Source organism: Vibrio sp. 2017_1457_13 (genome assembly GCF_030851525.1).
GTDB lineage: Bacteria > Pseudomonadota > Gammaproteobacteria > Enterobacterales > Vibrionaceae > Vibrio > Vibrio metschnikovii.
The window spans coordinates 48328-62089 of sequence record NZ_VHTA01000012.1; the positions used below are offsets into that span (position 1 = coordinate 48328).

The 13762-nt window shown below is 44.1% G+C and carries 14 protein-coding genes; all 14 read left to right on the forward strand.

What is annotated here, in order from left to right; translation table 11 throughout:
* Nucleotides 1–37: 37 nt before the first annotated feature.
* The 14 genes from dnaN to FKN88_RS15740 all read left to right on the forward strand — a co-directional run bounded on the left by dnaN (nucleotide 38) and on the right by FKN88_RS15740 (nucleotide 13753).
* Nucleotides 38–1138 carry a DNA polymerase III subunit beta gene (gene dnaN, locus FKN88_RS15675; RefSeq protein WP_158144513.1) on the forward strand — a complete coding sequence of 367 codons (1101 nt, stop codon included), beginning with the start codon at nucleotides 38–40 and terminating at the stop codon, nucleotides 1136–1138.
* 21 nt (nucleotides 1139–1159) lie between these two features.
* A complete protein-coding gene (gene recF / locus FKN88_RS15680) occupies nucleotides 1160–2239 on the forward strand; it encodes a DNA replication/repair protein RecF (RefSeq protein ID WP_154169691.1) in 1080 nt (359 codons plus the stop codon).
* Nucleotides 2240–2257: 18 nt separating this feature from the next.
* Complete coding sequence (gyrB, locus tag FKN88_RS15685) at nucleotides 2258–4675, forward strand: DNA topoisomerase (ATP-hydrolyzing) subunit B (protein WP_154169693.1); 2418 nt, start codon at nucleotides 2258–2260, stop codon at nucleotides 4673–4675.
* Between the two features lie 379 nt (nucleotides 4676–5054).
* Nucleotides 5055–5480 (forward strand): GreA/GreB family elongation factor, encoded by a 426-nt coding sequence (locus tag FKN88_RS15690; protein ID WP_158137555.1) that lies wholly within the window; start codon nucleotides 5055–5057, stop codon nucleotides 5478–5480.
* A 405-nt stretch (nucleotides 5481–5885) separates the two neighbouring features.
* Nucleotides 5886–6323: an Hsp20 family protein gene (locus FKN88_RS15695; RefSeq protein WP_154169699.1), complete on the forward strand. Its 438-nt coding sequence runs from the start codon at nucleotides 5886–5888 to the stop codon at nucleotides 6321–6323.
* Between the two features lie 474 nt (nucleotides 6324–6797).
* Complete coding sequence (gene mnmG, locus FKN88_RS15700; RefSeq protein WP_154169701.1) at nucleotides 6798–8693, forward strand: tRNA uridine-5-carboxymethylaminomethyl(34) synthesis enzyme MnmG; 1896 nt, start codon at nucleotides 6798–6800, stop codon at nucleotides 8691–8693.
* Complete coding sequence (rsmG, locus tag FKN88_RS15705; RefSeq protein WP_154169703.1) at nucleotides 8693–9325, forward strand: 16S rRNA (guanine(527)-N(7))-methyltransferase RsmG; 633 nt, start codon at nucleotides 8693–8695, stop codon at nucleotides 9323–9325. The genes mnmG and rsmG overlap by 1 nt, the downstream gene beginning before the upstream one ends.
* Before the next feature lie 14 nt (nucleotides 9326–9339).
* Nucleotides 9340–10113: a ParA family protein gene (locus tag FKN88_RS15710; RefSeq protein ID WP_004397540.1), complete on the forward strand. Its 774-nt coding sequence runs from the start codon at nucleotides 9340–9342 to the stop codon at nucleotides 10111–10113.
* Between the two features lie 22 nt (nucleotides 10114–10135).
* Nucleotides 10136–11029 (forward strand): ParB/RepB/Spo0J family partition protein, encoded by an 894-nt coding sequence (locus tag FKN88_RS15715; RefSeq protein ID WP_154169705.1) that lies wholly within the window; start codon nucleotides 10136–10138, stop codon nucleotides 11027–11029.
* 158 nt (nucleotides 11030–11187) lie between these two features.
* Nucleotides 11188–11592 (forward strand): ATP synthase subunit I, encoded by a 405-nt coding sequence (locus FKN88_RS15720; protein ID WP_072670267.1) that lies wholly within the window; start codon nucleotides 11188–11190, stop codon nucleotides 11590–11592.
* The gene (atpB, locus tag FKN88_RS15725; protein WP_004397537.1) at nucleotides 11585–12409 is read left to right on the forward strand and encodes a F0F1 ATP synthase subunit A; all 825 of its coding nucleotides are present in this window, start codon (nucleotides 11585–11587) and stop codon (nucleotides 12407–12409) included. Before FKN88_RS15720 ends, atpB begins: the two co-directional genes overlap by 8 nt.
* A 27-nt stretch (nucleotides 12410–12436) precedes the next feature.
* Nucleotides 12437–12667, forward strand: coding sequence for a F0F1 ATP synthase subunit C (atpE, locus tag FKN88_RS15730; protein ID WP_040905771.1), 231 nt, complete (start codon nucleotides 12437–12439; stop codon nucleotides 12665–12667).
* Between the two features lie 70 nt (nucleotides 12668–12737).
* Nucleotides 12738–13208 (forward strand): F0F1 ATP synthase subunit B, encoded by a 471-nt coding sequence (gene atpF, locus FKN88_RS15735; protein WP_004397535.1) that lies wholly within the window; start codon nucleotides 12738–12740, stop codon nucleotides 13206–13208.
* A 14-nt stretch (nucleotides 13209–13222) separates the two neighbouring features.
* Nucleotides 13223–13753 (forward strand): F0F1 ATP synthase subunit delta, encoded by a 531-nt coding sequence (locus FKN88_RS15740; RefSeq protein WP_154169707.1) that lies wholly within the window; start codon nucleotides 13223–13225, stop codon nucleotides 13751–13753.
* Nucleotides 13754–13762: the final 9 nt, after the last annotated feature.

Consider the following 13762-nt stretch of genomic DNA (forward strand, 5'->3'; position numbering starts at 1 on the left):
ACCGTTTTATTCCATATTGTTAGGTTAAGATCTCACTATGAAATTTACCATTGAACGTAGTCACTTTATTAAACCCCTGCAACAGGTCTCCGGTACATTAGGTGGGCGAGCTGCGTTACCCATTCTAAGTCATTTATTATTAAAGATTGAAGATAACCAACTCTCGATCACCGCAACCGACTTAGAAGTGGAATTGATCAGTCGAGTTACCCTGGAAGGGGACTTTGAAGCAGGCAGTATTACCGTTCCAGCGCGTAAATTTTTGGATATCTGTCGAGGTTTACCAGACAGTGCGGTGATCACCGTGCTGCTTGAAGGAGACCGCATTTCGATTCGCTCAGGTCGCAGCCGTTTTTCACTGGCAACCCTACCAGCCAATGACTTCCCAAATATTGAAGATTGGCAGAGCGATATCGATATTACAGTCACTCAAGCCGAATTACGGGGCCTGATTGAGAAAACTCAGTTTTCTATGGCTAACCAAGATGTGCGTTATTATCTGAATGGAATGATGTTTGAAATCGATGCTTCGACCTTACGTGCCGTAGCAACAGATGGCCATCGTATGGCTGTCGCTCAAACGACCGTCTCTCAAGCGTTGGCAAACAAACAAATTATCGTCCCTCGTAAAGGCATTTTAGAGCTCGTAAAACTACTTGATGCACCAGAACAACCGGTTGTGTTGCAAATTGGTGCGTCAAATCTACGTGCAGAAGTCAACCAATTTGTCTTTACATCCAAGCTCGTTGACGGCCGTTTCCCTGATTATCGCCGAGTTTTACCGCAAAATACTAATAAGACGCTAATCACTGGCTGTGATGAATTACGCCAAGCTTTCTCGCGCGCGGCGATTTTATCTAATGAAAAGTTTCGTGGCGTGCGCGTCAACCTTGCTGAAGGAACGATGCGCATTACCGCCAATAACCCAGAGCAAGAAGAAGCCGAAGAGATGCTCGATGTGAGCTTTACTGGTGAGACAATTGAGATTGGTTTTAACGTCAGTTATGTGATTGATGTGCTCAATACTTTGCGCTGTGACCAAGTCCGCATCTCAATGTCAGATGCGAATGCCAGTGCATTAATCGAAAATGTTGAGGACGACAGTGCCATGTACGTGGTGATGCCAATCCGTCTTTAATTGACAGATAAAGAACATAGCATGCCATTAACGCGCTTAGTCGTTCAGCAGTTTCGTAACATTAAAGCCTGTGATATGACCCTGTCATCAGGCTTTAATTTTCTTATTGGTCCAAATGGCAGCGGTAAAACCAGTGTACTAGAAGCTATCTATTTATTGGGTCATGGCCGCTCATTTAAAAGCTCATTAACTGGCAGAGTGATCCAAAATGAGTGCTCAGAACTGTTTGTTCATGGCCGTTTTTTGAACTCGGATCAATTTGAGCTACCGATTGGCATTAATAAGCAGCGAGATGGCTCAACAGAGGTTAAAATAGGCGGTCAATCAGGACAAAAGTTAGCTCAGCTGGCGCAAGTCCTACCATTGCAGTTAATTCATCCTGAAGGATTTGAACTACTAACCGATGGACCGAAACAGCGTCGAGCCTTTATTGATTGGGGGGTTTTTCATTCTCAACCCGCTTTTTTTGATGCTTGGGGACGATTTAAACGCTTAAATAAACAGCGTAATGCGTTGCTTAAAACCGCCAAAAGCTATCGCGAGATCAGCTACTGGGATCAAGAATTAGCTCAGATTGCCGAGCAAATAGATCAATGGCGTCAGATCTATGTCGAGCACATGAAAAAAGTCGCCGAAGCATTGTGCCAAAGCTTCTTACCCGAATTTTCGATCAGCTTAACCTACTATCGAGGTTGGGATAAACAAACGCCTTATAAAGAGATATTGCAAAACAACTTTGCCCGTGACCAATTGTTGGGTTACACCTTCAGCGGTCCAAACAAAGCGGATTTGAAAATAAAAGTGAATGGAACACCTGTAGAAGATGTTCTATCACGCGGCCAGCTTAAGTTGATGGTCTGCGCCCTGCGCGTAGCACAAGGTCAACATTTAACCGAGCTGACCGGGAAGCAATGCATTTATCTGATTGATGATTTTGCTTCCGAACTCGATAGCCAACGTCGTCAGCGTCTAGCAGACTGCTTAAAAGCGACGGGGGCTCAAGTTTTTGTAAGTTCTATTACTGAAAGCCAAGTCACCGACATGATCGAGCCGAATAGCAAGATGTTTCATGTCGAACATGGCACAATAGAGCAAGGATAACTACTGAGAGAGTCACTCATGTCGAATAATTACGATTCATCGAGTATTAAGGTACTGAAGGGTCTAGACGCGGTACGTAAGCGTCCAGGAATGTACATCGGCGACACCGATGATGGCACCGGTCTTCACCACATGGTTTTTGAGGTGGTGGATAACTCAATAGATGAAGCGTTAGCGGGTCACTGTAAAGATATCGTCGTGACAATTCATGAAGATAACTCGGTATCGGTCAGCGATGATGGCCGTGGTATCCCAACGGAATTACATACCGAAGAAAACGTCTCTGCTGCAGAAGTTATCATGACCGTATTGCACGCTGGGGGTAAGTTTGATGATAACTCCTACAAAGTATCCGGTGGCTTGCACGGCGTTGGGGTTTCTGTCGTCAACGCGTTATCTGAAAAAGTCGTGTTAACCATTTATCGTGGTGGCAAAGTTCACACTCAAACCTATCGTCATGGCGTACCTCAAGCACCCTTAGCGGTGGTTGGTGATACCGAACGTACTGGTACTACACTGCGCTTTTGGCCGAGTGCCGAGACGTTTACCAATATTGAATTCCATTATGAAATTCTAGCTAAACGCCTGCGTGAGCTGTCTTTTTTAAACTCAGGTGTCTCGATTCGTCTACAAGATGAGCGTGAAGCGGATAAACACGATCACTTTATGTATGAAGGGGGAATTCGAGCGTTCGTTACCCACCTCAATCGCAATAAAACGCCTATTCATGACAAAGTATTCCACTTCAATCATGACCGTGAAGATGGCACCAGCGTTGAAGTCGCTATGCAATGGAATGATGGTTTCCAAGAAAACATCTACTGCTTTACCAATAATATTCCACAGCGTGATGGCGGGACTCACTTAGCCGGATTCCGTGCTGCACTGACTCGAACGCTTAACACCTATATGGAAAAAGAAGGCTACAGCAAAAAAGCCAAAACCGCGACCTCTGGCGATGATGCTCGTGAAGGCTTAACAGCGGTCGTTTCTGTTAAAGTTCCCGATCCTAAGTTCTCCAGCCAAACCAAAGACAAATTGGTCTCTTCTGAAGTGAAGGCAGCGGTTGAGTCAGCGATGGGTGAAAAGCTCAATGAGTTTTTAGCAGAGCATCCTTCTGAAGCGAAAATGGTGTGCAGTAAAATTATTGATGCCGCTCGAGCTCGCGAAGCGGCACGTAAAGCGCGTGAAATGACGCGTCGTAAAGGCGCACTCGACCTTGCAGGCTTGCCAGGCAAACTTGCTGATTGCCAAGAGAAAGATCCAGCACTGTCTGAACTGTATATTGTCGAGGGAGATTCAGCGGGCGGCTCTGCAAAGCAGGGACGCAACCGTAAGAATCAAGCCATTTTGCCGCTCAAAGGTAAAATCCTTAACGTAGAAAAAGCGCGTTTTGATAAAATGCTCTCGTCACAAGAGGTGGCGACGCTGATCACCGCACTGGGCTGTGGTATTGGCCGCGATGAATACAACCCAGACAAACTGCGTTATCATAATATCATCATCATGACCGATGCTGACGTCGATGGTTCGCACATCCGAACACTATTATTGACCTTCTTCTATCGTCAAATGCCAGAATTGATCGAACGTGGCTACATCTATATTGCTCAGCCACCACTGTATAAAGTCAAAAAAGGCAAACAAGAGCAGTACATCAAAGATGAAGATGCCATGACGCAATATCAAATTGCTTTAGCGCTCGATAATGCCTCTTTGCATGTGAATGCCGATGCGCCAGCGTTAGCGGGTGAACCACTCGAGAAACTGGTGCTGCAATACAATGCAGCGATGAAATTAGTGGAAAGAATGAGCCGCCGTTATCCACTGGCGATGCTCAATGAATTTACCTATATGCCACGTTTAACCGAGCAACAATGCCAAGATAGCAGTGCGGTAGAAGCATGGACCGAACGTTTGGTCACTCAATTGAACGCCAAAGAAGTCGGTGCAAGTCAGTATCACTTTGCGATTGAGCATAATCCAGAGCTCGGTGTTTATTCACCGAAAATTATCGTCCGTACCCATGGAGTTACGTACGATTACCTACTCAGTGTTGATCTACTTAATTCTAAAGAATACAACCGATTAGCGGATCTTTTTGACTCGCTCGATGGGCTTCTAGAAGAGGGGGCATACATTCAACGTGGCGAGCGTACCCAAGTGGTTTCCAGTTTCACCGCCGCCCTTGACTGGCTCATTAAAGAATCACGTCGTGGTTTAGCAATCCAACGTTATAAAGGTTTGGGAGAAATGAACCCAGATCAACTTTGGGAAACCACCATGGATCCTGAGTCACGTCGCATGATGCAAGTCACCATTGAAGATGCCGTCGGTGCTGATGAACTATTTACCACATTGATGGGCGATCAAGTAGAACCTCGTCGGGCCTTTATTGAGAACAACGCATTAAGAGTAGCAAACTTAGATGTGTAGTTTTTCATAACATCGTGTTCTCTCACGCAGTGCTTCGGCACTGCGTTTTTGTTTATATAAACAGCGAAAATAACCATTTTATTCTCTTATTTCGATAAAACTGGCCTTTAGTCCTAGTATCAATCTTACCCTTACCATTTTCTGTCCTTTAATGACTAAAAACGCCATTTTCTCTGGTCGAGCACTTTTGCTTTCTTTTTTTAACTCGCTATAGTCAACAGACTTCATGATATAGCCCAATCGTCACTAGCCGTGACAGGGAATCACACAACGTTTGCAGGAGGAATAGTGATGGCATTTCTGGTTTAGACCGAGAGCAAACTTGCTCTCGGGAGACACTTAACGGCTGTCTTGTTATCAGGAGTGAGGAGAAATCACTATGCTTTACCGCTTTTATCGATCATGGCTACAAACGCTACGCATGTGGTGGCTAACCAGTGGGTTTATCACCTACCAATCCCCTTTGCTCCTCATTCAATTGTTCGAGCGACAAGAGCAGCAAAATACCCCGCATTGCCCTCGAGCCACCAGCATTCGCTTAGGTGATACCGTACACCTATTGGATGTAGCCACTAACAGTCCTTTTAAAATCAAGCTGGTTGCAGATCATCGTTGTGATCATACCGTGGGCTATATTGCGGTCGATTCCTACTTAGGAGCCGCACTGTTTGGCCGAACTGAGCAAGAAGTGATTAGTCTGCTACTGCTCGGCCAACGACACTCTTTTGTTATCACCCAAGTTACCCGTCAGTCATACCAACCTCGACGTACATCTGTACCATGTGGTTGTTTACTTTGTCAGTAAATGAAGGAGATCTCACTCATGAGTAAAAAAGACCTGAAGAAACCTCAATTAAGCTTAAAGGAAAAGCGTAAATTGAAACAAGAAAAAGCCTCAGAAAACGGAGTAGAAAAAGCACGTAAAAGTCGCGCCAAGTAACGTTTTCTTAGCTAATCGATTCTCCCTGAGCCTAATCATCCGATTAGGCTTTTTTTTAAAAAAAATCGATACGCGACTCTTGAAAGTCCAACGACTGACCTTATATAAAGTAGTGAAGAGGATGCCGCAAGGGCCTCAACTTGGATTGGCGTTACGCTCACTGAGGTAAGCCCGTCCATCAACATTAATCTTGATGAGCTTAGTTGTTAACAATAAGCCTCATCCTTAACGAAACTCGTTAAGACTATTGCTTACTAAGAGGATAGCATTATGAGAACTGTCGATTTTACTCCTTTATACCGCAACGCGATTGGCTTTGACCGTCTATTAAATATGATGGAAGCAAACAGTAACAAAAATACTCAAGGGGGTTATCCTCCTTACAATATCGAGCAACAAGAAGACAATAAATACCGTATCACAATGGCGGTTGCTGGCTTTGCCGAGCAAGAACTCGATATTACTCAACAAGAAAATACCTTAATTGTTCGCGGTGAGCGTCAGCAAGAAGACAACCGCAACTATATCTATCAAGGTATTGCTGAACGTAATTTTGAACGTAAATTCCAATTAGCGGACTACGTAAAAGTGATGGGAGCAGGGCTTGAAAACGGTTTATTGCATATCGACTTAGAACGAGAAATACCACAAGCTATGCAACCGCGTAAGATTGCCATTAATCAGCATCATCTATTAGAAAATCAGTAATCCCTACTCTCAGAAACAACAAAAAAGCGGCTTCGGCCGCTTTTTTACGTTTTTCACTCTTCATACCCATCACTTTTTATCCCTATTCACTTGGTTGACTCTCCGAACACTTGTGGATAAGTATGTCTTTATACGGTGATTAACCTATAGTTATTCTTTTTAAACTGAAGATCTTTTTTATGCCTGTGCATAAAACCTTTTTTTGATCCCAGCTAATACGCGATTTGATCAGTGTCTGAACACATGATCTGATCGCTAACATGATCATGATCTTGTTGATCATTTCCCGCTTATCCACAGAGATCATCTTGCGTAATAATAGATCTAATAAAAGATCTCTCTATAGATCTTTCTTTATATTATTAAATAACGCGTGAAGTAAAAAACTCGAAAACCGATTTTCTCTGCTTAGGAAAGAAGGTAGAATACGTCTCTTTTGTTTATCCCTATCTCAATAAATACCTGAGGTCGTTCATGCTTTATCACGAAACATTTGACGTCATTGTGGTTGGTGGCGGTCACGCAGGAACGGAAGCCGCACTCGCAGCCGCTCGTACAGGACAGCGTACGTTACTTCTGACTCATAATATCGATACTTTAGGCCAGATGTCCTGCAATCCCGCGATCGGCGGAATTGGTAAAGGCCATTTAGTCAAAGAAGTGGATGCGATGGGTGGTTTAATGGCACAAGCCATTGACCATGCAGGTATTCAATTTAGAACTTTAAATGCTTCTAAAGGTCCAGCGGTTCGTGCAACTCGAGCTCAGGCAGATCGTGCACTTTATAAAGCTTATGTTCGTCATGCATTAGAAAATACGCCGAATTTAACCCTGTTTCAGCAGGCAGCCGACGACTTGATCGTTGAACAAGATCATGTGCGTGGTGTTGTCACGCAAATGGGCCTTAAGTTTCACGCTAAATCGGTGGTATTGACGGTAGGGACTTTCCTTGGTGGCAAGATCCACATAGGATTAGAAAACTTTTCAGGCGGTCGAGCTGGGGATCCTCCTTCGATCGCTTTGGCTCATCGTTTACGTGAACTGCCATTCCGTGTCGATCGTTTAAAAACGGGTACTCCGCCACGAATTGATGCACGTAGTGTTGATTTCTCCCAGCTAGAAGCACAACACGGCGATAATCCAACGCCAGTTTTTTCATTCATGGGTAATCGTGAGCAACATCCACGTCAAATTCCTTGTTTTATTACCCACACTAATGAAAAAACCCATGATGTGATTCGTAATAACTTGGATCGTAGCCCGATGTATGCCGGAGTTATCGAAGGGATTGGTCCGCGTTATTGCCCATCCATTGAAGATAAAGTGATGCGCTTTGCAGATAAGAACAGCCACCAAATTTTTATTGAGCCTGAAGGACTAACAACAACCGAGCTTTACCCTAATGGTATCTCGACCAGTTTGCCGTTTGATGTCCAAGTACAAATTGTGCGCTCGATGCAGGGCTTCGAAAATGCGCATATTGTTCGACCTGGTTATGCGATTGAATATGACTTCTTTGACCCAAGAGATCTAAAACAGACTTACGAGACCAAGTTTATTAACGGCCTGTTCTTTGCTGGACAAATCAATGGTACCACCGGCTATGAAGAAGCGGCCGCTCAAGGCTTGATGGCAGGTTTGAATGCCAGCTTGTATAGCCAAGATAAAGAAGGTTGGAGCCCGCGCCGCGATCAAGCTTATATGGGCGTATTGATCGATGATCTTTCAACCATGGGCACCAAAGAACCTTATCGTATGTTCACTTCTCGCGCTGAATACCGTTTGTTGCTGCGCGAAGATAACGCCGATCTCCGTCTCACAGAAAAAGCTTATCAACTGGGTTTAGTTTGTGAACAACGTTGGGCTCGTTTTAATCAAAAAGTCGAGCATATGCAGCAAGAACGCCAGCGTTTAAAAGAAACCTGGATTAATCCAACGTCTACAGATGCTGAGGCATTGAACGCATTATTGAAAACCCCTATTTCGCGAGAAGCCAATGGGGAAGATTTGTTACGTCGTCCAGAAATGAGCTATCAACAGGTGACGTCTATCGCGACGTTTTCTCCAGCGATTGAAGATAGTGAAGCGGCGGAACAAGTTGAGATTCAAGTTAAATACGAAGGTTATATTCAGCGTCAGCGAGATGAAATAGAAAAATCATTGCGCTATGAGCATACCAAATTGCCTGCAGATTTAGATTATAAGCAAGTCAAAGGCTTATCGAATGAAGTTGTACTTAAATTAAACGCGGCGAAGCCAGAAACATTAGGGATTGCATCGCGTATCTCGGGGATAACTCCTGCCGCTATCTCGATTTTATTAGTACACCTGAAAAAGCAAGGTCTCTTGAAAAAAGGAGAGGCTGCGTAATGAACCCATTACGAAGTAAACTCGATGCATTGATTGCACAAACGGATTTGGTCGTTTCCGATCAGCAGCGTGAGCAACTGGTCGGTTACGTAGAGTTACTCAATAAGTGGAATAAAGCGTATAATCTAACTTCTGTACGCGATCCACAGGAAATGTTGGTTAAGCATATTCTCGATAGTATTGTGGTCAGCCCGTATTTACAGGGGCAACGCTTTATTGATGTAGGTACGGGGCCTGGATTGCCTGGGATTCCTTTGGCGATCATGAACCCAGATAGACAGTTTGTGTTACTCGATAGCTTAGGCAAGCGGATCCGATTTATTAAGCAAGTTTTGCATGAGCTGAGAATCGATAATGTCACCGCACTGCAAAGTCGAGTAGAAGAGTTTAAGCCAGAGCACGGTTTTGATGGCGTACTCAGTCGTGCCTTTGCTTCCATGTTAGATATGGTAGAGTGGTGTCATCACTTACCTTGTGCTAAACAGGGGGTGTTTTTAGCCTTAAAGGGGCAACGTCCGCAAGAAGAGCTAAACTCTCTTCCTGAATGGTGCAGTGTGATCGACATCAAAGCTTTGAAAGTTCCGGAGTTGGAAGGTGAGCGTCATCTTGTAATCTTATCGCGCAAGGGATAATAGCGAGGCATACCGTGGGCAAAATCGTAGCGATCGCCAACCAGAAAGGTGGCGTAGGTAAAACAACAACGTGCATTAATTTAGCGGCTTCAATGGCGGCCACAAAACGTAAAGTTTTGGTGGTTGATCTTGACCCGCAAGGCAACGCAACGATGGCCAGTGGCGTGGATAAATACCAAGTCGATGCCACCGCTTATGAATTACTTGTCGAAGAAGCACCATTTGAACAAGTGGTGTGTAGAAAAACGTCGGGTTACTATGATTTGATTGCCGCGAATGGCGATGTCACCGCGGCCGAAATTAAGCTGATGGAAGTGTTTGCTCGAGAAGTACGTTTGAAAAATGCGTTGGCATTAGTTCGCGATAACTATGATTTCATCTTTATTGATTGCCCCCCTTCTTTAAACCTACTTACAATCAATGCGATGGCTGCCGCCGATTCGGTGTTGGTGCCCATGCAGTGTGAGTATTTTGCGTTAGAAGGGTTAACGGCTTTGATGGACACCATCAGTAAACTTGCCGCCGTCGTCAATGAGAATCTAAAGATCGAAGGATTATTACGAACCATGTATGATCCACGCAATCGACTCGCAAATGAAGTGTCTGATCAGCTGAAAAAACATTTTGGCAATAAAGTGTATCGCACGGTTATTCCACGTAACGTTCGGCTCGCTGAAGCCCCAAGTCATGGTAAACCAGCCATGTATTATGATAAGCATTCCGCGGGTTCTAAAGCTTACCTCGCTTTAGCGGGCGAAATGCTGCGTCGCGAAGAAATCCCTGCATAATACCGAAAAGGAACGCTCTGAGATGTCGAAACGTGGTTTAGGAAAAGGCTTAGATGCTTTACTGGCAACCAGCTCTATGGCGAGGGAAAAGCAACAAACCGCTTCACACAGCCAAGCGATGTCAACCGATGGTGAGTTAATCGAGTTATCGATTACTAGCCTGAAACCAGGCATTTATCAGCCTCGTAAGGATATGTCATCAGAAGCACTGGAAGAGCTTGCTCTTTCTATTCAGTCACAAGGCATAATTCAACCCATCGTGGTTAGGCCGCTTGAGTTTGGTGGTTTTGAGATCATCGCGGGTGAGCGCCGTTGGCGTGCCGCTAAGCAGGCGGGTTTAAAACAAGTGCCTTGCTTGATCAAGCGGGTCGATGATCGTGCCGCGATCGCGATGGCGTTGATCGAAAATATCCAGCGTGAAGATCTGAATGCGATCGAAGAAGCTCAGGCACTAGAACGATTACAAGATGAATTTAAGTTAACCCATCAGCAAGTGGCGGATGTGATCGGCAAATCGCGCACCACAGTAAGTAACTTACTGCGTTTAAATCAGTTGGATGATGCCGTTAAGCGTCTCGTTGAAAGTAAACAACTGGAAATGGGTCATGTTCGTAGCCTACTGGTTTTACCTGTAGATCAACAGCAGCCTTGTGCACAAGTAATGGTCGACAAGCAACTAACGGTACGTCAGGCTGAATCTTTAGTTAAACGTTGGTCTAGTGAGGCTCCTGCGGCTCCTGTTTCACCCGTCTTGGCTACGGAGGTTGAGCAGCAGTTATCTGCACTGGCTGAGCGATTACAAAAAAAGATGGCGGTAAAGTTACAAGTCAATGGCAAAGGACGTTTAACCATTGATTTTACAAATCAAGAACAATTGATCGAGCTATTGAAACAATTAGATACGATTGCATCATAAAAATCGGTCATAGAATATATTTTCTGCGGCTTGGCTCACCCGCTTTCAGTTGAGTTTTTACGATACCTATATATAATTTCGAAGCTTTTTTCACCGAGTTGCAATGTTTTATTAACGTACTGTAACTTGGCGAATAATACAGAAAACAGGTGCTTTTGATGTTTATAGCAACACAGAGTCAGCAAGCTAAGGCGGCATTTCGAGTTGTTCACCTTCAGCTGGTTTTTTTGTTGCTGATCGGAGGCGTGACGTATATGTACTGGGGACCCGATGAAGCGCGTTTTATCTTAAAAGGTGGAGCGATTGCCCTCATCGGTAACTATGTCTATACACTGTTTGCCTTTCTCCCAAAACCAGATGCTGACGGTACGGTTATGCTCGGGTTTATTATGATGGGGTGGGCTTTAAAGCTGGTGTTAACCGTTATCATGTTTGTGCTGATTTTTAATCTCACTGATGTGCATCATCCTGGTGCCATGATGTCAGGTTATAAACTGACCATCTTGATGTTTTGGTTTGCACCTATACTACTTACCGCAAAAAATGGGAACCACCATGGCTGATACTCCGAAGGAATATATTCAGCACCACCTCACAAGCGCTCAAGTTTGTTTGGTTGATGGCAACATCACCACAAACTACGGCTGTGCGGATGCTGGATTTTGGACGTTAAACTGGGATGCGTTATTGTTCTCAGTGGGTCTAGGCGTGCTGTTTTTGTGGTTGTTTTATCGTGTTGGGAAAAATGCAACCACGGGAGTTCCTGGTAAATGGCAATGCTTTGTTGAAATGCTCGTTGAGCAGGTTGACGGCTTAGTCAAAGGAACTTTTCATGGCAAGGATAAGTTGGTCGCACCATTAGCATTAACCATTTTCGTCTGGATTTTCTTGATGAACTTAATGGACTTAGTGCCAGTGGATTATGTCCCTACAGCAATGACATTGGCTGGTGTCGAATATTTCAAGATTCTCCCTACGGTTAACTTGAATATCACCTTGGCAATGGCTATTGGGGTCATGATATTGGTAATTGCTTATTACATCAAATACCAAGGATTTAAGGGGTTTGTTAAGGCATTTACCCTACATCCAATTAACCATTGGGCGTTGATTCCTTTCAACTTAGTTCTTGAGACGGTGTCATTTTTGGCAAAACCGGTATCCCTTTCGCTACGTCTGTACGGTAACATGTACGCGGGTGAGCTGATCTTTGTTTTGATCGCAATCACTTACGGTGCTGGTTTCGTACTCGGTGGCTTAGGCGTTGTCGCGCATGTCATTTGGGCCATCTTCCATGTACTGGTTATTACTCTGCAAGCCTTTATTTTTATGATGTTGACGATAGTTTATCTCAGCATGGCAAGTAATGACTCTCATTAAACTCTTAATTTAAACAACCCAAGAAAACTGGAGACTTTTATTATGGAAACTTATTTCGTTGTTGCTCTACTACTAGGTATGTGTGCTCTAGCGACTGCTTTTGGCTTTGCTATCCTTGGTGGTAAATTCCTTGAATCTGTTGCTCGTCAACCAGAAATGGCCCCTGTACTACAAACTAACATGTTTATTATTGCTGGTCTGCTTGATGCGGTACCTATGATTGGTGTTGGTATCTCTATGTACATGCTGTTTGCATAACTTGTCCTTTTTGTGTCACCCAAACGCACAGATGATTGGGTAAACAGAAGCAAAATAAAGGAGAGTTAGTGTGAATATCAATGCAACTCTGTTGGGCCAAACCATCGCATTTTTAATCTTTGTTTGGTTCTGCATGAAGTATGTATGGCCTCCTTTGATGAGTGCCATAGAAGAGCGTCAGAAAACGATCGCTGATGGTTTAGCTTCTGCTGAGCGTGCTGATAAAGCCCTTAATCTGGCTAAAAGCAATGCTGCAGACCAGCTTAAAATTGCTAAAAAAGAGGCGCTAGTCATTATTGAGCAAGCGAACAAACGCAAAGCTCAAATTTTAGACGAAGCTCGTCAAGAAGCAGCGCACGAGCGTGAGCATATCTTGGCTCAAGGCCAAGCAGAACTAGAAGCGCAAATTTTGCGAGCTCGTAATGAGCTACAAAAAGAAGTGTCTACTCTTGCTTTACTTGCCGCTGAGAAGATTGTTCAACGAACTGTCGATAAGGCAGCTAACCAAGACATACTTGATAGTATTTCTGCGAAGCTATAAAGGAGTGCATTTGTATGTCGGATTTGACAACGATTGCTCGTCCATACGCTAAGGCTGCATTCAGTTATGCCAGTGAACACAGTATGGTTGAACAGTGGTCAGCTATGCTCGAATTGGCAAAAACAATGTCGTTGGTGCCTGAATTATCATCGGCCGCTTTTAGCTTACAATCACAACAATTGTTGCAGGTGTACGCTGATGTTGCGGGTGAGCAGTTTGATCAACCCATGCTTAATTTTTTATTGGTGTTGATGGAAAATCGTCGCATAGCGGCGCTCGGTGATATATGTCAGCAGTTTCAAAAGTTTGCTACAGAATCTTCTGGTACTAAAGAAGTTCAAGTGGTGAGCTCTTATGAGTTAAGCGATGAACAGGTTGAAACTTTAACCAGTAACTTAGAAAAACGCTATGACTGTAAAGTAAAGCTGAATTGCCAAATTGACAGCAATCTTATTGGCGGAGCCGTTATTCGAGTAGAGGATAATATCCTTGATAACTCGTTACTGGGTCGTATTAATCGTCTGAAAGACGTGATGAAGTCTTAATTAGGGGAA

Coding starts and splice junctions, on each gene's coding strand:
- dnaN (WP_158144513.1), top strand. CDS start 38: ATGAAATTTACCATTGAACGTAGTCACTTTATTAAACCCCTGCAACAG.
- recF (WP_154169691.1), top strand. CDS start 1,160: ATGCCATTAACGCGCTTAGTCGTTCAGCAGTTTCGTAACATTAAAGCC.
- gyrB (WP_154169693.1), top strand. CDS start 2,258: ATGTCGAATAATTACGATTCATCGAGTATTAAGGTACTGAAGGGTCTA.
- FKN88_RS15690 (WP_158137555.1), top strand. CDS start 5,055: ATGCTTTACCGCTTTTATCGATCATGGCTACAAACGCTACGCATGTGG.
- FKN88_RS15695 (WP_154169699.1), top strand. CDS start 5,886: ATGAGAACTGTCGATTTTACTCCTTTATACCGCAACGCGATTGGCTTT.
- mnmG (WP_154169701.1), top strand. CDS start 6,798: ATGCTTTATCACGAAACATTTGACGTCATTGTGGTTGGTGGCGGTCAC.
- rsmG (WP_154169703.1), top strand. CDS start 8,693: ATGAACCCATTACGAAGTAAACTCGATGCATTGATTGCACAAACGGAT.
- FKN88_RS15715 (WP_154169705.1), top strand. CDS start 10,136: ATGTCGAAACGTGGTTTAGGAAAAGGCTTAGATGCTTTACTGGCAACC.
- FKN88_RS15720 (WP_072670267.1), top strand. CDS start 11,188: ATGTTTATAGCAACACAGAGTCAGCAAGCTAAGGCGGCATTTCGAGTT.
- atpB (WP_004397537.1), top strand. CDS start 11,585: ATGGCTGATACTCCGAAGGAATATATTCAGCACCACCTCACAAGCGCT.
- FKN88_RS15740 (WP_154169707.1), top strand. CDS start 13,223: ATGTCGGATTTGACAACGATTGCTCGTCCATACGCTAAGGCTGCATTC.